This is a genomic window from Streptomyces flavalbus (assembly GCF_042674625.1).
GTDB classification, from domain to species: Bacteria; Actinomycetota; Actinomycetes; order Streptomycetales; family Streptomycetaceae; genus Streptomyces; species Streptomyces flavalbus.
In genome coordinates this window covers 1561321-1583999 of record NZ_JBHTEB010000001.1, presented here as the reverse complement: position 1 = coordinate 1583999, position 22679 = coordinate 1561321, and the positions used below count along the sequence as shown (strand labels likewise).

The 22679-nt window shown below is 75.2% G+C and carries 8 protein-coding genes; all 8 read left to right on the top strand.

Annotation, left to right across the window (positions count from 1 at the left end; translation table 11 throughout):
- Nucleotides 1-53: 53 nt before the first annotated feature.
- The gene (locus ACFQZ6_RS06910; RefSeq protein WP_381605664.1) at nt 54-6590 is read left to right on the top strand and encodes an SDR family NAD(P)-dependent oxidoreductase; all 6537 of its coding nucleotides are present in this window, start codon (nt 54-56) and stop codon (nt 6588-6590) included.
- 31 nt (nt 6591-6621) lie between these two features.
- Entirely contained in the window at nt 6622-14055 is a 7434-nt protein-coding gene (locus tag ACFQZ6_RS06905; protein ID WP_381605662.1) for a beta-ketoacyl synthase N-terminal-like domain-containing protein, read from the top strand.
- Nucleotides 14056-14108: 53 nt separating this feature from the next.
- A complete protein-coding gene (locus tag ACFQZ6_RS06900; protein ID WP_381605660.1) occupies nt 14109-15731 on the top strand; it encodes a PfaD family polyunsaturated fatty acid/polyketide biosynthesis protein in 1623 nt (540 codons plus the stop codon).
- Nucleotides 15728-17521 carry an acyl-CoA dehydrogenase family protein gene (locus ACFQZ6_RS06895; RefSeq protein WP_381605658.1) on the top strand — a complete coding sequence of 598 codons (1794 nt, stop codon included), beginning with the start codon at nt 15728-15730 and terminating at the stop codon, nt 17519-17521. The genes ACFQZ6_RS06900 and ACFQZ6_RS06895 overlap by 4 nt, the downstream gene beginning before the upstream one ends.
- Nucleotides 17518-19278: an acyl-CoA dehydrogenase family protein gene (locus ACFQZ6_RS06890; protein WP_381605656.1), complete on the top strand. Its 1761-nt coding sequence runs from the start codon at nt 17518-17520 to the stop codon at nt 19276-19278. Before ACFQZ6_RS06895 ends, ACFQZ6_RS06890 begins: the two co-directional genes overlap by 4 nt.
- 5 nt (nt 19279-19283) lie before the next feature.
- Nucleotides 19284-20081, top strand: a complete 798-nt coding sequence (locus ACFQZ6_RS06885; RefSeq protein ID WP_381605654.1) for a 4'-phosphopantetheinyl transferase family protein — start codon at nt 19284-19286, stop codon at nt 20079-20081.
- Between the two features lie 152 nt (nt 20082-20233).
- Nucleotides 20234-21211: a sigma-70 family RNA polymerase sigma factor gene (locus ACFQZ6_RS06880; RefSeq protein WP_381605652.1), complete on the top strand. Its 978-nt coding sequence runs from the start codon at nt 20234-20236 to the stop codon at nt 21209-21211.
- Nucleotides 21208-22623: an aldehyde dehydrogenase family protein gene (locus tag ACFQZ6_RS06875; RefSeq protein WP_381605650.1), complete on the top strand. Its 1416-nt coding sequence runs from the start codon at nt 21208-21210 to the stop codon at nt 22621-22623. The genes ACFQZ6_RS06880 and ACFQZ6_RS06875 overlap by 4 nt, the downstream gene beginning before the upstream one ends.
- The last annotated feature ends 56 nt before the right edge of the window (nt 22624-22679 follow it).

Here is a 22679-nt window from a genome sequence, read left to right as displayed (position 1 = left end):
GCCCCCTCGCCGTACCCGACGCGCAGCACCGTAAGGACATTCGGAGGACCATCGTGCAGCACTCACGTCTGGCCGAGACACCGATCGCGATCGTCGGGCTGGCTGGCCTCTTCCCCAAGTCACGCGACCTGCGCGAGTTCTGGGACAACATCGTGCGGGCGGCGGACTGCATCGAGGACGTGCCCGCGTCCCACTGGAACCCCGACGACTACTACGACCCCGACCCCGCCGCCGAGGACAAGACCTACGTCCGGCGCGGCGGCTTCCTCCCCGAGATCGCCTTCAACCCCATGGAGTTCGGGCTCCCGCCCAACACCCTTGAGGTCACCGACATCCTCCAGCTCCTCTCCCTCACCGTCGCCCGCGACGTCCTGCGCGACGCCGGAGCCGACGGCGCGAGCTGGTACGACGCCTCCCGCACCGGCGTCATCCTCGGCGTCACCGGCGCCAACTCCCTCACCCAGCCGCTCTCCGCCCGCCTCCAGACCCCCGTACTCAAGGAGGTCGTGCGCAGCGTCGGCCTGAGCGAGCAGGACGCCGAGGAGATCGCCCAGCGGTTCAAGAAGGCGTACATCCCCTGGGAGGAGAACAGCTTCCCCGGAATGCTCGGCAACGTCGTCGCCGGACGCATCGCCAACCGCTTCGACCTCGGCGGCACCAACTGCACCGTCGACGCCGCCTGCGCCAGCTCCCTCGCCGCCGTCAAACTCGCCGTCAGCGAACTCATCGAGGGCCGCGCCGACCTGATGCTCACCGGCGGCTGCGACGCCGAGAACACGATCCTCATGTACATGTGCTTCAGCAAGACCCCGGCGTTCTCCAGGAGCCAGCTCATCCGCCCCTTCGACGAGTCCGCCGACGGCACCCTGATCGGCGAGGGCATCGGAATGCTCGCCCTCAAGCGCCTCGCCGACGCCGAACGCGACGGCGACCGCGTCTACTCCGTCCTGCGCGGCATCGGCAGCTCAAGCGACGGCCGCTTCAAGAGCATCTACGCCCCCCGCGCAGAGGGCCAGCAACTCGCCCTGCGCCGCGCCTACGAGGACGCCGACCTCCCCGTCGGCGCCATCGAACTCTTCGAGGCCCACGGCACCGGCACCGCCGTCGGCGACCACACCGAGCTGTCCGCCCTGTCCACCGTCGTCTCCGCCGACACCGACGACCACGGCTACGCCGCCATCGGCAGCGTCAAGTCCCAGATCGGGCACACCAAGGCCGCCGCGGGCGCCGCCAGCCTCATCAAGCTCTCCCTCGCCCTGCACCAGAAGGTGCTGCCGCCCACCATCAACGTCGACACCCCCAGCCCCGCCGTCGACCCCGCCAGCACCCCCTTCTACGTCAACACCGAGGCCCGGCCCTGGATTCTCGACCCCGACCGCGGCAAACGCCGCGCCGCGGTGTCCTCCTTCGGCTTCGGCGGCACCAACTTCCACATGGTCCTGGAGGAACACGACCCGGCCCCCTCCGGCGTCCTCGGCCCCGTCGCCCGCTGGGGGCTGTGGCACGCCGCCGGACCCGAGGCCCTCGCCGCCCGCATCGAGAACGGCGCCCCGCCCGCCGACGCCGGACCGATACCCGAGGGCGACGCCCGCGTCGGCATCGTCGCCCGCACCGACGAGGAGTTCACCGAACTGCGCCGGACCGCCGTGGAACTGCTGCGCGCCCGCGCCGACTCCGCCGCCTGGCAGCACCCCAAGGGCATCACCTACCGCCGCGCCGCCCTGCCCCCCGGCGGGAAGACGGCGGCCGTGTTCGCCGGACAGGGCAGCCAGTACGTCGGCATGGGCCGCCAGGCCGCCCTCGCCCTGCCCCCGCTGCGCGCCGCCTTCGACCGCGCCAACCGGCTCACCCACGGCCCCGACACCCTCGCCCGTACGGTCTTCCCGCCGCCGCCGTTCACCGACGCCGCCCGCCGCGAGCAGGAGGCGGCACTGCGCCGCACCGACTTCGCCCAGCCCGCCATCGGCGCGCTCGCCTCCGGCCAGTACACCTGGCTGCGGAGCCTCGGCTTCCGCCCCGACGGCGCCATCGGACACAGCTTCGGCGAACTCACCGCCCTGTGGGCCGCCGGTGCCCTCGACGACGACCGGTTCGCGGAACTCGCCCGCGCCCGCGGCCTCGCCATGGCCCCGCCCGAACACGCCACCGCCGACTTCGACCCCGGCGCCATGGCCGCCATCCGGGCCTCCCTCACCGACGTCCAGGGCCTCGTCGCCACCTACCGCAACGTCGCCATCTGCAACATCAACGCCCCCGGCCAGATCGTCGTCGGCGGCCCCACCGACGAGATCGACCGCCTCGTCGCGGACGCCTCGGGCCGCCGCGTCCCCGCCAAGCGGCTCCCGGTCTCCGCCGCCTTCCACACCGGCTTCGTCGCCCACGCCGCCGACGCCTTCCGCGAGGCCGTCGACCGCACCGGCCTCGGCACCCCCACCCTCCCCGTCTACGCCAACACCCCCGGCGCCGCCTACGGCACCGACGCCGCCGCCAACCGGCGCACCCTCGTCGACCAGCTCCTCCAGCCCGTCGACTTCGTCTCCGGCATCGAGCGCATGTACGCCGACGGGTTCCGCGTCTTCGTCGAGTTCGGCCCCAAGCGGGTGCTGACCGACCTCATCGACCGCATCCTCGAAGGCCGCGCCGACGTCGTCACCCTCGCGGTGGACGGCGGCCCCTCCAAGGACAGCGAGATCGCCCTCAAGCGCGCCGCCGTCGAACTCGCCGTCCTCGGCCTCCCCGTCACCGGCATAGACACCGACGTCGCCCCGCGCCCGGCGCCCCCCGCCCGCAAGGGTCTCAACATCCCGCTGCGCGGCATCAACTACGTCACCGACGAACGCCGCTCCGCCTACCGGGCCGCCCTCGCGGAGCCCGTCCCGCTGACCGGCGCCAGCCCGAGCGGTGACCCCGCCGAGGCCGACCCCGTCGAGTCCGTCCTGCGCGAGGGCCTCGGCCTCCAGGCGGAGATCCTCACCGCCCACGCCGACACCGTGCACGCCTCGATCCGCGCCCTGGAGGACTCCGTACGCTCCGGCGCCCACCCCGACACCGAGGCGGCCCTGCGCATCATCCAGGAGCACAGCGAACGCATCGGGGCGGCGCACGACCGGTCGACGCGGTTGCTGCTGGACGCGTTGCGGGGGGAGGAGACGGTGACCGAGACGCCGCCCGCGCCCGCGCCTGAGCCGGAGCCGGTGGTCGAGCCCGAGCCCGTGGTCGCGGAGGCCGCCGCCCCCGTTGTCTCCGACGAGGTGATGGGCGCGCTGCTGGGCGCGGTGGCGGAGAAGACGGGTTATCCGGTGGAGATGCTGGAGCCGTCGATGGATGTGGAGGCGGATCTCGGTATCGACTCGATCAAGCGGGTGCAGATCCTGGGGGCGTTGCAGGAGGCGTACCCGGTCTCGGAGGACGTCGATCCCGAGCGGCTCGCCGAGTTGCGGACGTTGGAGGACATCGCGGGCTTCCTCGCCTCCACCGTGTCTGCCGAGCCCGCGCCCGCCCCCGCCCCCGCCCCCGCTCCCGCACCCACGCCTGAGCCTGCCCCTGCCCCTGCGCCTGTCGCCTCTGACGAGGTCATGAACGCGTTGCTGGGCGCCGTGGCGGAGAAGACGGGCTACCCGGTGGAGATGCTGGAGCCGTCGATGGATGTGGAGGCGGATCTCGGTATCGACTCGATCAAGCGGGTGCAGATCCTCGGGGCGTTGCAGGAGGCGTACCCGGTCTCGGAGGATGTCGACCCCGAGCGGCTCGCGGAGCTGCGCACCTTGGAGGACATCGCCGGTTTCCTGGCATCCACGGTGTCCACCGAGCCCGCACCCGCCCCCGAGCCCGTTGCTGCTCCCGCTCCCGCTCCCGCGCCCGCCTCCGACGAGGTCATGAAGGCCCTGCTGGGTGCGGTGGCGGAGAAGACGGGCTACCCGGTGGAGATGCTGGAGCCGTCGATGGATGTGGAGGCGGATCTCGGTATCGACTCGATCAAGCGGGTGCAGATCCTGGGGGCGTTGCAGGAGGCGTACCCGGTCTCCGAGGACATCGACCCCGAGCGGCTCGCCGAGTTGCGGACGTTGGAGGACATCGCCGGGTTCCTGGCATCCACCCAGCCGCCCGCGCCCCCCTCCGAACTCACCGTCACCTACCCGCCCGCCCCCGGCATCGGCCGTACCCACGCCACGCTCACCGAGCTGCCCGCGCCGTCCACCCTGGTCGGCGCCTACCCGGAGCCGCGTACCGCCGTGGTCGTCGATGACGGGTCCGTGTTGACGCGGGCGTTGGTTGGGGCCCTGCGCGGGGACGGCTGGCGGGTGGAGGTCGTGGCGCTGCCCGGCGTCGACGGGCTGGTGCCGGAGGCGGACGCCGTACGGCGGCTGGCGAGCTGGGACGAGACGGAGCTGGCGGGGGCGCTGACCGCCGGTCGGGTCGATCTCGTCGTACAGATGGCCGCCGCGGCCGGGCCCGAGTGGCGGGAGGGCGTGCGGCGGCTGGAGCACTCCCTGCTGGTCGCCAAGCACGCGCTCCCCGCGCTCAAGTCCGCGGCGGCGCGGGGGAACCGGGCCGGGTTCGTCGCCGTGACGCGGCTTGACGGGGCCGCCGGACACCGGGGCGGCGGCGACGGCTCGCCGCTGCTCGGCGGCGTCGGCGGGCTGGTGAAGACGCTCGCGATCGAGGCGCCCGAGCTGTTCGCCCGTACCGTCGACTTCGCGCCGGACATGGCGCCCACGACGGTCGGGGCGCGGTTCCTGGAGGAGATCAGCGATCTGTCGGGGGCGCTCACCGAGGTGGCGCACGACGCGACCGGGCGCCGTACCGTCGGACTGGCCGCGCAGCCCGCCGTGGCGCACGCGGCGGCCGTGCCCGAACTGGCCGCGGACGAGCTGTTCGTGGTGACCGGCGGGGCGCGCGGCATCACCGCGGACTGTCTGCACGCGCTGGTGTCGGCCCGACCGGTGGGGCTGCTGCTGCTCGGCCGGAGCAGGCCGGTGCCCGAGCCGGAGTGGGCCGTGGGGCACGAGGGGCCCGCGCTGCGCGGCCTCATCGCGCGAAGGTCCGCGCAGGGCGGGGACAAGCCGACCCCGCGGGCCGTGGAGGCGCGGTTCCGTGAGATCACCGCGGCGCGGGAGATCGCCGCCAACCTCGACCGGCTCACCGCGGCCGGGGCGCGGGTGGAGTACCTCACCGTCGACATCACCGACGCCGCCGAGGTGCGCCGGGTGCTCGCGCCGTACGCCGGGCGGGTCACCGGTGTGGTGCACGGGGCCGGGGTGCTCGCGGACCGGCTGATCGCGCAGAAGGCGCCCGAGGAGACCCGCCGGGTGCTGGGCACCAAGCTGCTCGGCCTCGGCAACGTCCTGGACGTGCTGCGGGGCGTGGCCCGGCTGCGGCACCTGGTGCTGTTCTCGTCGGTCGCCGGGTTCTTCGGCAACCGGGGCCAGTCCGACTACGCCATGGCCAACGAGGCGCTGAACCGGATCGCGGCCCGGCTGAAGCGGGAGCTGCCGTCCGCGCGGGTCACCGCCATGAACTGGGGCGCCTGGGACGGCGGGATGGTCTCCGACGACCTGCGGGAGATGTTCGCCGAGCGCGGCGTCGCGCTGGTGCCGCTCGCCACCGGCGCCGGGATGTTCGCCGAGCAGTTCACGGCCGCGCACGGCCACGACACGGTCGTCGTCACCGGACCGCTCACCCCGCTGTCCGCGCCCACGGACGCCCCCACGGACACCCCCGCGCCCGGCGCGTACGTCGTCGACCGCACCCTCGCGGACCTCGCCGCCGAGCCGCTGCTGACCGACCACACCATCGGGGACCGCCGGGTGCTGCCCGCCACCGCCGCGCTCGGGGCGCTCGCGAACGCCGTGGAGACGGCGACCGGGCGGGCCGTCACCGGCGTCAGCGGGTTCAAGGTCTTCAAGGGCGTCTCCTGGGACGAGCCGGACGGGCAGCAGCCGCGGAAGCTGCGGCTGTCCGTGGAACCGGCGCCCGCCTCCGAAGCCGAGGTCCTGGCCTCGTCGGTCGACGACTCCGGCCGCAGCCGCCCCGCCTACAGCGCGCGCGTCTCCGTGGCCGAGGCCGCCCCGGCGGCCGAGCGGGCCGACCTCGCCGCGCTCGCCCGCACCGCCGCCTCCGGCCGGGACGCCGCCCCGCTGTACCGCGACGGCACCCTCTTCCACGGTCCCGCGCTGCGCGGGCTGCGCACGGTGCTGGTCAGCGACGACCAGCGGCTCCTGGTCCGCGCCCGGCTGGCGGACGACCGTCCCGCGCACGGCGCCTACCACGGGCGGCTGCACAGTCCCGTCCTCGCCGACCTGCTGCTCCAGGCGGTGCTGGTGTGGGTGCGGGAGCGGCGCGGCCGGGCCAGCCTGCCGATGGAGATCGGGCGGGTGCGGCTGTACGCGCCGCTGCCGTCCGACGCGGACTTCCTCGTCGCCGTCGAGGACGTCAGGCCCGGCCGGACCGGCGTGACCTGCACGGTGACCGCCGTCGAACCGGGGGGCAGGGTGCTCGCGGTCCTGGAGGACGTGGCGGCCGTGGAGGACGCGGAGCTGGACGGCCGGTTCCGGCAGTCCGGCGGCCGGGTCGCCGCGGTGACGGTCTGACACCCCGTCTGACATCCGGAGGCTGATCCCCATGGGCGCGTACGCCATCGTCGGACTGTCCTGCCTCTTCCCGGGCGCGGCGACCCCCGACGCCTACTGGCGCAACCTGATGGACGCGGTGGACTCCCGCACGGAGGGCGGCGAGCGGATCTTCGGGCACGATCCGCTGGCCGCGGAGCCCGGCCCCGAGGAGGACCGGGACCGGCACCGCGTCTACTGCACCCGCGGTGGCTTCCTGGACCCGCAGACCGAGGCGGTCGCCGCCGACCTCGACGGCTATCTGCTGCCCGCCGACCGACTGGCCCGCCTGGACCGCTCGTTCCACTGGGCGCTCAGGGTGGCCGCGAACGCCCTGGCCGACGCGGGTGTATCCCCCGCTGCCGCGTCCGCCGGGGCAGTCGGCCGGAGGACCGGGGTGGTGTTCGGCAACTACCCGTTCCCGACCCCGGCCTCCGGCCGGACGGCGGGGAGACTGTGGGACGCCGCGGTGGCTGAGGGGCTCGCGGCGGCCGGTTTCCCCGCGGCCGGGCTGCCGTCCCGTGCGGAGGACGGCGGCCCGGCCAGCAAGGCGTCCGACCCGGCCGGGGACGCCCTGGGGGAGCCGCTCGACCTGTGGCCCGGGGGGATGCCCGCGCACGTCGTCGCCGCCGCGCTCGGGCTCGGCGGGCCCCGCTGCACCCTGGACGCCGCCTGCTCCTCCGCCCTGTACGCCCTCCAGCTCGCCTGCGCCCAGCTCGCCACGGGCCGCGCCGACGTGATGCTGGCGGGCGGCGTGTGCGCGCCCGACCCGACCGTCATCCACCTGTCCTTCTCCGACCTGCGCGCCTATCCGCCGGACGGGGTCAGCCAGCCCTTCGACGCCCGTTCCAAGGGCATCCTCACCGGGCAGGGCGCCGCGATGGTCGCCGTGAAGCGGCTCGCGGACGCCCGCCGCGACGGCGACCGGGTGTACGCCGTCATCGACGCGGTCGCCCTCGGCAACGACGGCCCCGGCAAACACCTGCTGGTGCCGAACGTCGACGGCCAGCTCGCGTCGTACGCGCTCGCCTACCGGCAGGCCGACGTGGACCCGCGCGACGTGCAGTACGTCGAGTGCCACGCCACCGGCACCCCGCTCGGTGACCGCACCGAACTCGACGGCGTGCAGCGGTACTTCGGGCGCGGTCCGCTGCTCGGCTCGGTGAAGGGCAACATCGGGCACCTGCTCACCGCGGCCGGGATCAGCAGCCTCATCAAGGTCGTCCTGGCCCTGGCGCACGGCACCATCCCGCCGACCACCGGGGTGACCGCGCCGCTGCCCGGCACGGTCGCGGACCGGGTGGTCCGCGAGCCGGTGCCGTGGCCGGACCCGGCGGACGGCATCCGCCGGGCCGCCGTCTCGGCGTTCGGCTTCGGCGGCACCAACGCGCACGTCGTCCTCTCCGGACCGGAGGCCGCCACGGCGGCGACGGACACGGCGGCGACGGACACGGCGGCCCCGGACACGGCGGCCCCGGACGCGCCGGGCGGCGACCGTCAGACGCCGCCGCCGCTCGCCGTCATCGGCATGGGCGCCCACTTCGGCTCCTTCACCACCCTCGACGCCTTCGAGCGCGCCGGGTACGACGGCACCAGCGCCGTGCGCGACCTGCCGCCGCACCGCTGGCGCGGCTTCGAGACCGTCGCCGGGGGACCGCTGGAGCGCGCCGGGCTCGCCGCCGACGAACGGGCGCCCCGCGCGGCCTACGTCGAGGACTTCGACGTCGACGCCACCTCGTACCGCATCCCGCCCAAGGACCTCGACCACTTCAACCAGCAGCACCTGCTGATGATGCGGGTCGCGGAGGAGGCGCTGAAGGACGCCGGGTACGAGCGTGCCGCGCCCGGTGGCGCGGGCGGGCGGCGGGTCGCCGTCGTCCTCGGCATGGAGATGGAGCCCAGCGCCCACGGGCACGCCGCCCGCTACGCGCTCGGCCGCAAGCTCGCCGCCTGGTGCGCGGCGGCCGGACTCGACCCGAGCGACGAGCAGTTGGCCGCGCTGACCCGGGCCGCCCGGGACGGCATCCACGACTCCATCGAGGCCAACGAGGTCCTCAGCTACATCGGCAACATCATGGCCGCCCGCATCTCCTCCCTGTGGAACCTCACCGGGCCCTCGTTCACCGTCTCCTCCGACAGCACCGTGGGCGCCGACGCCCTCGACGCCGCCCGGCTGCTGCTGCTCGACCCGAGCGTGGAGGCGGTCCTCGTCGGCGCCGTCGACCTGGCCGCGGGGCCCGAGTCGGCGCTCGCCCGCGCCCTGCTCCAGCCGGACGGCACCCGGGTGCTCGGGGAGGGCGCGGGCGCCGTCGTCGTCACCCGGCCCGGCTCCGTGCCGCCCGACCGCACCGTGTACGCCACCGTCGACGCCCTCGCCGTCCACCACGCGCCGACGCTGTCCCCGGAGCCGGACGCCGACCTGGTCGCCGCCGCCGCGGAGGAGGCGCTGACGGCGGCCAGGGTCACCCCCGCCGACGTGGAACTCGTCGAGGCCGGGGCCGCCGAACCCGCCGTACTCGCCGGGCTCGGCCGGGTCTGGTCCGCCGACCGGGCCGGGGGCGCCCTGCGCACCGCGCTGTCCGGCGTCAACGCCGCCGTCGGGGACACCGGCTGCGCCTCCGTCCTCGCCGGGCTGATCCGCGCCGCGCTCTGCCTGCACCACGCCTACCAGCCGACCGCGCCGGACGGCGTGGCGGCCGACGCCCTCGCCGGGTCGGCGTTCTTCCTCGCCGCCGACTCCCGGCCCTGGCTGCGGCGGCGCCGCGACGGGCGCCGCGTCGCCTGCGTCAGCGTCACCGGCACCGCGGGCAGCCACGCCCACCTGGTGCTGGGCGGCGCGCAGACGCGCGGGGAGACCGCCGCCACCGACTGGGCGCGCTCCGGCGGCAGTCTCGTCGTACCGGTCGGCGCCGACGACATCGACACCCTGCTGCGGCGGCTCGCGGAACTCCGGGACGCCGTCGTGGGCGGCGGCGACTGGGCGCGGCTCGCGGAGGACCGGCCCGCCGCGCTGAAGGCCGTACTCGTCGCCGACGACGCCGACGGCCTCGTCCGCCAGCTCGACCGCGCCGTCCAGGACCTGCCCGGCGTGCACCGGGCGGGCGGCGAGTGGACGTCGCCGTCCGGGAGTTGCTTCACCGCCCGCCCGGCGGGCCGGGACGGCGCGAAGACCGCCCTGGTGTACCCGGGCGCCTTCAACTCCTACCTCGGCCTCGGCCGGGCCATGTTCCGGGCCTTCCCCGGGCTGCTGCCGCGCTTCGAGACGCAGGCCGAACGCCCGGCGGAGATGCTGCGCTCCGCGACGCTCTACCCGCGCGGGCTCGCCCCGCTGGACCGGCGCGAGCTGATGCGCCGCGAGGCCGAACTCATCGAGGACATCCCGCTGATGCTGGCCGTCGGCACGAGCTACGCGCTGCTGTCCACCGACCTGATCCGCGAGGTCCTCGGGGTGCCGGTGCACGGGGCGTTCGGCTACAGCCTCGGGGAGTCCAGCATGTTGTTCGCGACCGGCGGCTGGCTCAAGGAGGCCCGCGCCACCACGAAGATCGACACCTCGCCGCTCTTCGTGGACCGGCTGCGCGGCCCGAAGCGCACGGTGCGCGACCTGTGGGACCTGGACGACTCGGTCCCCGACCAGGCGGTCTGGGCCACCCACGTCCTGCTGGCCCCCTCCGACGACGTGCGCGTGGCCGTCGCCTCCTACGACCGGGTCTTCATCACCCACGTCAACACCCCCGCCGAGGTGGTCGTCGCGGGCGACCCCGCCCAGTGCCGGGCCCTCATCGACGCCCTCGGCTGCAAGAGCGCCCGCTCGCCCGCCAACCACGTCATGCACAGCCCCGTCGTCGACGGCGTGCTGCCGGAACTCGCGGACCTCAACCGCTATCCCACCGGCGACGTCGGGGACCTCGTCCTCTACAGCAGCCGCCACTACGCCCCCGTCACCGACTTCGACCAGGACACCGTGGCCGCGAACATCGCCGTCACCCTGCGCGAGACCGTCGACTTCCCGCGGCTGGTGCGGCGCGCCTACGAGGACGGGTTCCGCTGCTTCATCGAGGTGGGGCCGTCCAGCACCTGCTCCCGCTGGATCCACGAGACCCTCACCGAGGCGCCGCACCTGTCCGTGCCGGTCGACCGCCGTGGCGCCCGCGGCGCCACCGACATCGCCCGCCTGGTGGCCCGCCTCGCCACCCACGGAGTCCCCGTCGACCTGACCCCGTTCCGCCCCCGCACCACGACCGGTCAACGCCCGCTGGGCCGGCGCACCTTCACGGTGGGCGGGACGCCGGTCGCCCCGCTGGTGGCGGGCGCGGCGGAACCGGTCGTCCGGACGATCCCGGCGGCCCCTACGGTGCCCGCGGCTCCCGAGGTCCCTGCGGCTCCCGAGGTGCCCGCGGCTCCCGAGGTCCCCACGGCTCCCACGGTCCCGGCGCCGGTCGAGGCGGCGGCGGTGCCGGTGGGCGCCGGGGCGTCGGCCGGGGCCACGGGGCCCGGCGGTGCGCCACCCGGGCCCTCCGCGCCACCCGTCACCACCGGGCCGGAGACGCCCGCCCCGCAACCCCCCGCCACGGAATGGGACACCGCGATGCCGACCCGCCCCGCTGCCGGAACGCCCGTACCCGCGCTGACGCTGGACCGGGACCCGATCACGATGCTCCCGGCGTCCGACGCCGTGCCCGCGCCGCCCGCGCGACCGGCGCCCGCACCGGCCGCCATCCCGCCGCAACGCTCCGCCGACCTGCCCGAGCCGTCACCTTCACCCGAGCCGCTCGACACTCCCGAGGCGTACGACGTGCCGCCCCGCCCGGCCGTCTTCGGCGAGCCCCTGCCCGCCGCACCGGAACCCCCGCCCGAGCGGCGCTCCGACGACCACGCCTCCACCCTGGCCCTCGTCCGCAGCCTGCGCGCCGAGATCCTGGAGGCGCACCGCGAGGTCCTTGACGCCCAGCAGGCACTGCGGGACGAGCTGACGGCCGCGCTGTCGGCGCCCCCACCGCCGCCCCCCGTCGCGGAACCCACCCCGCCGGAACCCGTCCGCCCGCCCAAACCCGAGGGCGTCGTCTGGGACGAGTACGACCTCCTCCAGTTCGCCACCGGCAAGGTGGGCGACGTCTTCGGTCCCCGCTTCGCCCGCGTCGACGGCTACCAGCGGCGCGTCCGGCTCCCCGCCCCGCCGTACCTCTTCGCCACCCGCGTCACCCAACTCGACGCCGAACCGGGCGAGTTCCGGCCCTCCTTCATCCGCACCGAGTACGACGTCCCGGAGGACGCCTGGTACGCCGTCGACGGCCAGGTGCCGCCCGCCGTCACCATCGAGGCCGGTCAGTGCGACCTGCTCCTGATCAGCTACCTCGGCGCCGACTTCACCAACCGGGGCCAGCGCGTCTACCGCCTCCTCGACAGCAGCCTCAGCTTCGTCGGGGACCTGCCCCGCACCGGGCAGACCCTGCGCTACGACATCTGGATCGACCAGTTCGTCCGCCAGGGCGACACCCTGCTGTTCTTCTTCCACTACGACTGCTACGCCGACGGCGAGCTGATCCTCAAGCTCAACAACGCCTGCGCGGGCTTCTTCACCGACGAGGAGCTGGAGGCGTCACCCGGGCTCGTCCAGGGCCGCGCCGCCACCGCCCCGCGACCCGCCCGCGACCCGGCGCGCACCGCGTTCAAGCCGCTCGCCCCCACCCACCGCACCTCCCTCACCGGCGCCAACCTCGAAGCCCTCGCCGAGGGCAGGACCGCCGACGTCTTCGGCCCCGGCCACCGCCAGCCGCCCGGCTGCAACACCTCCCTCCGGCTGCCCGACCGGATGCTGCGGATGGCCGACGAGGTCACCGTCCTGGACCGCACCGGCGGCAGCCACGGCCTGGGCCGGATCGAGGCCGTCAAACGCCTCGAACCCGACGCCTGGTACTTCACCAGCCACTTCCCCGACGACCCGGTGCTCGCCGGATCGCTGGTCGCGGAGGGCGCCGTACAGCTCCTTGAGGTGTACGCCCTCTCCCTGGGCCTGCACCTCACCCTCCCCGACGCCCGCTTCCAGCCGGTGCCCGACCTGCGCACCGAGGTCAAGGTGCGCGGCCAGATCACCCCGCGCAACGAGCGCGTCGAGTACCGGATCGACATCACCGAACTGACCCTGCTGCCCCGCCCCGCGCTGGTCGCGAACGTGGTCGTGCTGCGCGACGGCACGCCGTCCATCGGCGTCACCGGCCTCGGCATCCGGCTCCGCGAGAAGCCCGGCACGCCCTACCGCCCGGAGACCGGCGGCACCGTGCCGCACTTCCTCGGCCGCCTCTCCCCGGCGACCGGCGAGCCCGCGCTGCTCAACGAGTTCCACATGGCGCACGCCGCGAAGGGCGACCTGGCGGTGGCCATGGGCCCCGAGTTCGAGATCTACGCCAACTCCCGGGCGCCGTACATCCCCAACGGCGACTTCCTCTTCGTCGACCGGGTGATGCGCCTCGACGGCACCCGCGGCACGCTGAAGCGCGGCGCGGTGATGGTCACCGAGTACGACTCACCGGCCGACGCCTGGTACTACGCCGACAACGGCCACCCGTACATGCCGAACTGCGTCTACATGGAGTCCAGCCTCCAGGCGGCGATCCTGCTCGGCTACTACCTCGGCGCCACCCTGCCCTTCCCGGAGGAGCAGTTCAGCATCCGCAACCTGGACGGCCGCGCCACCCTCGTCAAGGACGTCGACCTGCGCGGCAAGACGATCCAGCACCGCTCCACCCTGCTGTCCAGCGACCGGATGCCGGGCTCGATCCTGCAGAACTTCTCCTACGAACTCTCCGCCGACGGCGAGGTCTTCTACACCGGCGAGTCCCTCTTCGGCTACTTCAACGCCAAGGCCCTCGCCCGGCAGGTCGGCCTCGACAAGGGCGAGCACGTCCTGCCCTGGCTGGACCAGCAGACGGCCCGCCCACCGGGCGTCCGCCGCGCCGACCTGCGCGCCCTCCGGGACGCCGGACGCACCCGGCAGGGGCCGCGGCTCGCGGGCGGCCACCTCGACCTCCTCGAATGGGTGGACGTGCTGCCCGGCGGCGGCGCGCACGGACAGGGCTACGTGCGCGGGCACCGCAGCATCCGCCCCGACGAGTGGTACTTCTCCTGCCACTTCCACCGCGACCCGGTGATGCCCGGCTCCCTCGGCGTGGAGGCGCTGCTCCAGGGGATGCAGGTGTACGCCCTGGAGACCGGGCTGACCGAGGGCCTGCGCAACCCGCGCTTCGCGCTGCTGCGGGGCAGCGAGACGAGCTGGTCCTACCGCGGCCAGATCCTGCGCGACGACCCGGACATGGAGTTCGACGTCCACATCAGGGACGTACGCCGGGAGCCCGGCCGGATCGTCCTCACCGGCGACGGACACGTGTGGAAGTCCACCCTGCGGATCTACCGGCTCGACGGCATCGGCGTCGAGATCCACCACGACTGACCACCCCGACGACCCCTCCCGCAGTTCCGAGCGATCCGACAGGAGAGAGCCAGATGACCACCGAGCAGCCCCGGCCACGGTGGAGCGGGCCCGAGGCACCCGCGGTCGGAGAGACCGGCATCCAGCGGGCCCTGGCCCGGCTGGACGAGCCCGTCTACATCGTGCGCGGACCGGGCGGCCTCGGCGCCGCCGCGGGCGGCGGGGCGCGCGCCGACGGGGAGTACGAGGTCGTCGCCGCCGTGCCCCCGCTGGGCCCGGAGCGGCTCGGCAGCGCCGCGTTCCTCAGCGCCCACGGGGTGCGGCAGGCGTACATGAGCGGCGCCATGGCGGGCGGCATCGCCTCCCCCGACCTGGTGGTCGCCATGGCGCGGGCCGGGTACCTCGCCTCGTACGGCGCGGCGGGGCTGCTGCCGGAGGCGGTGGAGAAGGCGCTGCTGCGCTTCGCGGCGGAGATCCCGGGGCTGCCGTACGCCTGCAACCTGATCCACAGCCCGAGCGAGGAGCGGCTGGAGCGGACCGCCGTCGACCTGTACCTCAAGCACCGGGTGCCGTGCGTGGAGGCGTCGGCGTTCCTCGGGCTCACCCCGCACGTGGTGCGCTACCGGCTGGCGGGGCTGCGCGCGGGCGGGCCGCACGGGGTGGTGGCGGAGCACAGGCTCATCGCGAAGGTGTCGCGGACGGAGATCGCGGAGCTGTTCATGCGGCCCGCGCCGGAGGCGATGGTGCGGGCGCTGCGCGCCGAGGGCGCGATCAGCGCGGAGCAGGCGGAGCTGGCGGCGCGGGTGCCGCTCGCGGACGACATCACCGTGGAGGCGGACTCCGGCGGCCACACCGACCGCCGTCCGCTGCCCGCGCAGCTCCCGGTGCTGCTGCGGCAACGGGACGCGCTGATGCGGGAGCTGGGGTACCCCGTACGGGTCCGGGTGGGCGCGGCGGGCGGCATCGGCACGCCGGAGGCGGCGTGGGCGGCGTTCGCGATGGGCGCCGACTACGTGGTCACCGGGTCGGTCAACCAGTCCTGCGTGGAGGCGGGCACGTCGGACGTGGTCAAGGAGATGCTGGCCCGCGCCGACCTCGCGGACTGCGAGATGGCGCCCGCCGCGGACATGTTCGAGATGGGCGTGGAGCTGCAGGTGCTCAAGCGGGGCACGCTGTTCCCGATGCGGGCCCGGCACCTGTACGAGCTGTACCGCGACCACGACGGCGTCGACGCGATCCCCGCGCCGGTCCGCGCCCGCCTGGAGCAGCAGGTCTTCCGCCGCCCCCTCGACGACGTCTGGGAGGAGACGGTCGGCTACTTCCAGCGCCGCGACCCCGCCCAGCTCGCCCGCGCCGCCGACCACCCCAAGCGGCGGATGGCGCTCATCTTCCGCTGGTACCTGGGCATGGCCTCCCGCTGGGCGAAGACCGGGGAGGCGGACCGCGCGGTCGACTACCAGATCTGGTGCGGGCCCGCGATGGGCAGCTTCAACGCCTGGGTCCGCGGCACCTACCTGGCCGCCCCCCGCAACCGCCGGGTCGCGGACGTGGCCCGCCACCTCATGGCGGGCGCCGCCTTCCACCAGCGCCTGTCCATGCTCCGCGCCGCGGGCCTCACCCTCTCCCCGGCGATCGCCGCCTACCCGGTGCCCGCGTCGACCCCGGCGGAGCCGGAGACCCCGGGGGTACGGCCGTGACGGCGCCGACGGCCGAGGGGGTGCCGCTCACGTCCGCCCCCTTCGCTGACGCCGCCCGGCTCGACGCCCTCCTCGGCGACCCCTGGCGGACCGACAACCCCTACGGGTTCGCCGCCGGGGTCGCCAGGGACGCGGCGGGCGAGTACCCGATCGCGTTCGCCGGGCGGCTGACCGCCGTCGACTTCCCCCTCCTCGCGCTGCCCGCCGCGTACGGCGGCGCGCTGGACGCCCTCGACGACACGCTGCTGCGGATCAGGGTGGCGGCCCGCCGGGACGCCTCCGTCATGCCCGCCACGCTGCTGTCCTGCTCGGCCGCGACGACCGTGCTGGCGGCGGGCAGCCCGGCGCAGGCCGAGCTGGTCGCGGGGTGGGTGCGTCAGGGCCGCACGATCGCGTTCGCGCTCTCCGAGGAGGAGACCGGCAGCGACGTCCTCGCCAACTGGTGCCGACTCGACGAGACCGCGGACGGGTACGCGCTCACCGGGCGCAAGTGGCTGGTCGGGCGGGGCGCCAGCGCCGACGCGGCGGTCGTGGTGGCGCGTACCGCGGCGCGCGGGCCCGCCGCCTTCACCGCCGTACTGCTCGGGCCCCGGGAGATGACCGGCGTCTGGCGGCAGGCCGCGCAGCCGGTCACCGGGCTGCGCGGCACCGACTTCGCCGACCTGGTCTTCGAGGGCACCGAGGTGCCGCGCGACGCCGTCGTCGGCACCGTCGGCGGCGGGCTCGCCGCCGCGATGCGGGCCCAGCAACTGGTACGGCTGCTCTCCACCGCCGCCTGCCTCGCCACCGCCGACACCGCCCTGCGGACGGCCCTGCGCTTCACCCACGGCCGCCGCGTCGGTGGCGTCCGCGTCACCGACACCCCCTACGGGGCCCGCGAACTCGGCCTCGCGGCGGCCGAGTTGATCGCCGCCGACCTGCTCACCCTGACCGCCGGGCGGTACGCCCACCTGTCGCCCGGCACCTTCGGCCTCTGCTCCAACGTCGTCAAACGCGCCGCCACCCGCCTCACCGCCTCCGCGATCGCCCGCTCCCGCGCCCTGCTCGGCGCCCGGGGCGTGCTGCTGGCCCGGGGGCCGGGCGCCGTCGTCGACAAGGCCCAGCGGGACAACGCGGTCGTGGAGCACATCGACACCAGCCCCTTCGGCGTGCTCCGCGCGGTCGCCCCGCAACTCCCCGGCTACCGCGCGCCCTTCACCGCACCCGACCCGTCCGGCACCGACCTGGCGGCGCTGTTCGCGTTCGGGGCGCCGCTGCCGCCGCTGGACCCCGCCGCCCTCGACCTGTCGGCCCGGCCACGGGACCTGGTGCTGCTCGGGTTCGCGGAACACGCCGAGGCGATCGCGCACGCCCTCGCCGAGCAGGGCCAGCGGCGCACCGCCAGCCTGGTCAGGGACGTACGGGCGGCGCTCGCCGCCACCTTCGTCGCCGCGGCGGCGGCCCAGCGGGACCGCACCCGCGGCGCAGCCGCCTCCCCGGAACCGCTCGACCTCGCCGACCGGGCCTGCCTGCTCTACCCGGCCGCCGCCGCGGCGCTGACCTGGTGGACCCGGCCCGAGCGCGGCCACTACGGCGAGGAGCCCGGCGGCGCGGGCTGGCTCACCGCCGTCCTGGCCGTGCTGCTCGCCCTCGCGGAGGGCCGCGACCCCCGGCAGGCGGCCCCCGACCTGCCGCCCGCGCACCGCGCGCTGACCCGGCTCGCCGCGGCGCGGCTGCTGTTCACCGCGCACCCGGTCCCGCTCTCCGACGGGCCTGGCGAGGACCTTGAGGACCACGAGGAGACGACATGACCGACCTGATCGCCCTCATGGCCGATCTGGAGGAGTACCTGGGCGACCCGTGGGACGCCTCGGCGCCCATGCCGTACCCGCGGATCCTCGCCCACGACGAGGAACAGCGCTACCCGCACGTGTTCGTGGACGCCCTCGCCGGATGGGGCCTGTACGACTGGATCGTGCCCGCCGCCAACGGCGGCAGGGCCGTCAACGTCGAGGACGGCTTCAACCTGTACCGCCTCGTCGGCCGCCGCGACCCCACCTCCGCCACCGCGATGGTGCTCACCAGCCTCAGCTACATGCCGGTGTGGATCGCGGGCAGCGACGCGCAGCGCCAGCACTTCGCCGACGCCATCCGCGCCGGGCGCAAACTCGCCTGGGGCCTGTCGGAGCGGCGGCACGGCAGCGACGTCCTCGCCAACGACACCCACGCCCGCCGCACCGACGGCGGCTGGCTGCTGACCGGCGAGAAGTGGACCATCGGCAACGCCACCGTCGCCTCCACGGTGATGGTCTTCGCCCGCACCTCCGCCAAGGGCGGCCCCGGTGGCTACTCCGTCTTCGCCGTGGAGAAGGACGGGGTGCCCGCCGACCAGTTGCGGCACCTGCCCGACGAGCCCCTGCACGGGCTGCGCGGCCTCGACATGAGCGGCGTCCGCCTCACCGACTGCCTCGTCCCGGACGACGCCCTCGTCGGCCGGGTCGGACAGGGCCTCGAAATCGCCCTCAAGAGCAGCCAGTTGGCCCGGATCGCGATCGCCAGCATCGCCATGGCCTGCGTCGACACCGCGCTGCGCACCACCCTCGACTTCGCCCGCGCCCGGGTCATCTTCGGCACCACGGTCGCCGAGGTGCCGTACTCCCGGCGGCAGCTCGCGGAGTCCTACGCCGACCTGCTGGTCGCGGACGCGCTCACCACCGGCGCGGTGCGCTCCCTCCAGCTCGCGCCCGCGCAGGCCAGCGTCTGGTCGTCGGTGGTGAAGTACTTCGTGCCGACGTTCCTGGAGGAGACCCTCGCCCGGCTGACCGCCGTCCTGGGCGCCCGCTACTACCTGCGCGGCCACCCCCGGCACGGCATCTTCCAGAAGGTGCTGCGGGACTTCGCCATCTCCAACTTCGCCGACGGCAACACCGTGGTGAACCTCAAGAACATCGCCCTGCAACTGCCCGGCCTGCTCGGCAACGCCGTCGAACAGGACCCGGCGAAGGTGACGGAGGCCGCCCGCACGGTCGCCGGGCTCTTCGACCCGGCCGTGCCGATGGCGCCGTACGAGCCCGCCGAGCAGCAGTTGTTCAGCCGGGGCGGCGACGACTCGGTGCTCGCCCTGCGGTCCGCCGTCGCCGCGCTGCGCCGCGCCGCGGACACCGCCGACGGGCGGGACGCCGCCTGGCTCACCGGCTGCGCCGACACCGCCGGGCTGCTCGCGGACGAGGTGCACCGCATCGCGGACGAGCACGCCAAGCTGCTCGCCGAGCGGGGCGGGCGGGCCGCGTCCCAGTCGGCGGAGCTGTACGACCTGGCCCGGCAGTACACCGCCGTCGCCGCCGCCGCGGCCTGCGTCCACCTGTACCTGCACGGCCGGGACAGCTTCGCGCCCGCCCTGCGCTCACCGGCGGTCCTGCTGCTCTGCCTGGAGCGGCTGCTGCGCCGCTTCCACCCGACCCGCGCGGTCACCGGACCCGACGACATCACCGAGGTCGCCCGGATCATGGCCGACGCGCACGAGGAGGGACGGCTGTTCGCGTACCGGCCGTTCCGGGTGAGGTGGTGAGCGGCGTGACCACGACGACGGCCGCCCCGCCCGGCCCCGGCACCACCACCGACGACCCGCTCGCCGGGAGCGCCGACGTGTGGCTGCTCGCGGAGGAGGACGTGCCCCGGTTCGCGGAGGCCACCGGCGGGCTCGACCTGCTCACCGACGAGGAGCGCGCCCGGCACGACCGGCTGCTGTTCCCCGCCGCCCGCACCCGCTTCCTCGGCGCCCGGCTGCTGTCCCGGCAGGTGCTGTCCCAGTACGCCGACGTGCCGCCCGCCGAGTGGCGGTTCGACAAGGGCAAGTTCGGGCGCCCGTCCATCCACCAGGCCGACTGGGGGCTGGACTTCAACATCACCCACACCAACGGGCTGATCGCCGCGATCGTGGTCCGTGGCCGTACCGCCGGGGTCGACGCGGAGAACACCCCGGCCCGCCCGGAGGCGCTGAAGTTCGCGCCGAAGGTGTTCACGCCGCTGGAGCAGGAGGTGCTGCGCCGGGACCGGGAGCAGGGGCACGCCTTCGCCGACTCCTGGGTGGCGAAGGAGGCGTACACCAAGGCCACCGGCATGGGCATGGCCCGCGGCTTCGACGCGTTCTCCGTGCACCGGCTGCGCGGCGGCGGACTGGCCGTCGTCGACGACGAGATCCCCGAACCGGAACGGCCGCTGTGGCAGATCCAGGTCCTCCAGGTCTGGGACCGCTTCGCCCTCGGCATCGCCATCCGCGCCACCGAGCACGACGAGGGTCCGGTGCCGGTGCGGCTGCGCTCCGCGATGGCGGAACTCCTGCCCGCCCACGCCGCGGAACCGGCCCGGTGAGCGGCGCCCGCACGGCCCCGGGAAGGGCCGCTGTCCACTCCTGGTATGGCCGCTACCTGACATCGCCGCGGACCCCCGGGCCGGTGCCCCCTTGTGTTGCATGGACCTCAGGACGTGCCGGAGCGCCACGGGTGTTGTCACACGGAGGACCGATGTCGCCGAAGCAGAAGGGGAACGCGGAGCTGCTCGCGGGCTGCGCCCGGGGGGAACCGGAAGCGTGGGACGAGACCGTCGACCGGTTCGGCCGACTGGTCTGGTCGGTCGCCCGCAGCCAGCGCGTCAGCCACTGCGACGCCGAGGACGTGCGGCAGCTGACCTGGTTCCGGCTGATGCAGAACGTGCACCGCATCCGCGACCCGGAGCGGCTCGGGGACTGGCTCGCCACCGTCGCCCGCCGCGAGGCCCTCAAGGCCGCCACCCGCGACCGGCGCCTGGTGATGATCGGGGACGCCGAGACCCTGGAGTCCCTCGCGGACCGGGGCGGCGCCCACCACGAGAGCCCCGAGCAGATCGCCCTGCGCGCCGACCGCCGCCGCGAGGTCGCCCGCGCCCTGGACGGCCTCTCCGACCAGTGCCGGGCCCTGCTCCTGCGCGCCCTGGAGGACCCCCCGCCCTCCTACCAGGAGATCGCCGCCGCCCTGTCCATGCCGCTCGGCTCGGTCGGCCCCATCCGCACCCGCTGCCTGCGCCGCCTGCGCCGCGCACTGGACGCGGACGGCTCCGCCACCGCCCGCAAGGCCCCGGCCCTCGACGACTGTGCCCGCTGCCCGGTCCACACCACCCGCCGAGAGACCGCGACCGCCCGCCCGCGCACGAGGGGCGACCGGGCCGTCGACGCCACCGCCCGGCCGGGCACCGGAAGCGACCGGGCCGTCGACGCCGGAGCCCGCGGGGCCGACGCCGACGGGCCTCGCGACCGGCCTCAGAACCGGCCCGATGACAGGCTCCACGACGGGCCCCTCGACCGGCCCCTCGACAGGCTCCACGACGGGCCCCTTGACCGGCCCCTCGACCGGCCCCTCGACAGGCTCCACGACGGGCCCCTTGACCGGCCCCTCGACGGCCCCCTCGACCGGCCCCCCGCCCGCGCCCACGACGACCCCCGCGACCGAACCGAGGTGCGACCGTGACCACCCTGACCCGGATACCGGCCCGGCTCACCAGCCGGGAGATCACCACCGGTGAGGAACTCGGCGGCGTGGAGCTGGCCACCCCCGACCGGGTCGCCTCCGCCGCCCGGCGTGCCGCCGCCGCCGCGCCCGGCTGGGCCGCCACCCCCGCCGACGAGCGCGCCGCCCTCGTGGAGCGCGCCGCCGACCTGCTCCAGGAACGCACCGGCGCCGCCCAGGACCTGCTGGTCCGGGAGGGCGGCGCGATCCCCGGGAAGGCGTTCTACGAAGTCGTCCTCGCCGCCCAGGAACTGCGGCACGGCGCCCGCCTGGCGAGGGAGCACACCGACCCGCCCGTCACCGCCAGCGAACCCGACCGCGCCGCCACCGTCACCCGCGTCCCGCTCGGCGTCGTCGGCGTGATCGTGCCGTGGAACTTCCCGCTGCTGCTCGCCGCCCGCTCCCTCGGCCCCGCGCTCGCCCTCGGCAACACCGTCCTGCTCAAGCCCGACCCGCACACCCCGCTCAGCGGCGGCACCCTCTTCACCGAGGCGTTCGCGGACGCCGGACTGCCGCCGGGCGTCCTGGAGGTGGTGTACGGCGACGCGGACACCGGCGGCGCGCTGGTGCAGGCGCCGGACGTGGCGATGGTGTCGTTCACCGGGTCCACCGCCGTCGGCCGGGAGATCGGCGCCCAGTGCGGACGGCTGCTGAAGCGGGCCGTCCTCGAACTCGGCGGACAGAACGCCTTCGTCGTCCTCGACGACGTCGACGTGGAGCAGGCCGCCGCGGCCGGGGCGTGGGGCTCCTTCCTGCACCAGGGGCAGATCTGCATGTCCGCCCGCCGCCACCTCGTCCACCGCGCCGTCGCCGCCGACTACACCGACGCCCTCGCCCGGCACGCCGCCGCCCTGCGCGTCGGGGACCCGTACCGCGAGGACGTCCAGATCGGCCCCGTCATCGACCGCCAGCAGCTCACCGCCATCGCCACCGCCGTCGAGCAGGCCGTCGCGCAGGGCGCCCGGCTGGTCACCGGCGGACGCCCGACCGGCCCGTACTACCCGCCGACCGTCCTCGCCGACGTCACCGAGCAGATGGACGTCTTCCACACCGAGGTCTTCGGCCCCGTCGCCACCGTCACCGCCGTCGACGACGACACCGACGCCGTACGCCTCGCCAACACCTCCGACTACGGCCTCACCGCCGCCGTCTACACCGCCGACCCCGCCCGCGGCGAGGCGATCGGCCGCCGACTGAACTGCGGCGTCACCCACGTCGGCGACCAGACCGTCGTCCAGGACGCCGCGCTGCCGTTCGGCGGGATCGGCGCCTCCGGCAACGGCCACGGCTTCGGCGGGCCCGCCGCCCTGGAGGCGTTCACCCGCTGGCACACCCTCACCACCAGCTCACCACCCCGCGGTTACCCCTTCTGACCGGCACGGCCCGACCCCCACGTACCGACCGCCCAGCCGACACCGAAAGAGGAACC

Coding starts and splice junctions, on each gene's coding strand:
- ACFQZ6_RS06905 (WP_381605662.1), top strand. CDS start 6,622: ATGGGCGCGTACGCCATCGTCGGACTGTCCTGCCTCTTCCCGGGCGCG.
- ACFQZ6_RS06900 (WP_381605660.1), top strand. CDS start 14,109: ATGACCACCGAGCAGCCCCGGCCACGGTGGAGCGGGCCCGAGGCACCC.
- ACFQZ6_RS06890 (WP_381605656.1), top strand. CDS start 17,518: ATGACCGACCTGATCGCCCTCATGGCCGATCTGGAGGAGTACCTGGGC.
- ACFQZ6_RS06880 (WP_381605652.1), top strand. CDS start 20,234: ATGTCGCCGAAGCAGAAGGGGAACGCGGAGCTGCTCGCGGGCTGCGCC.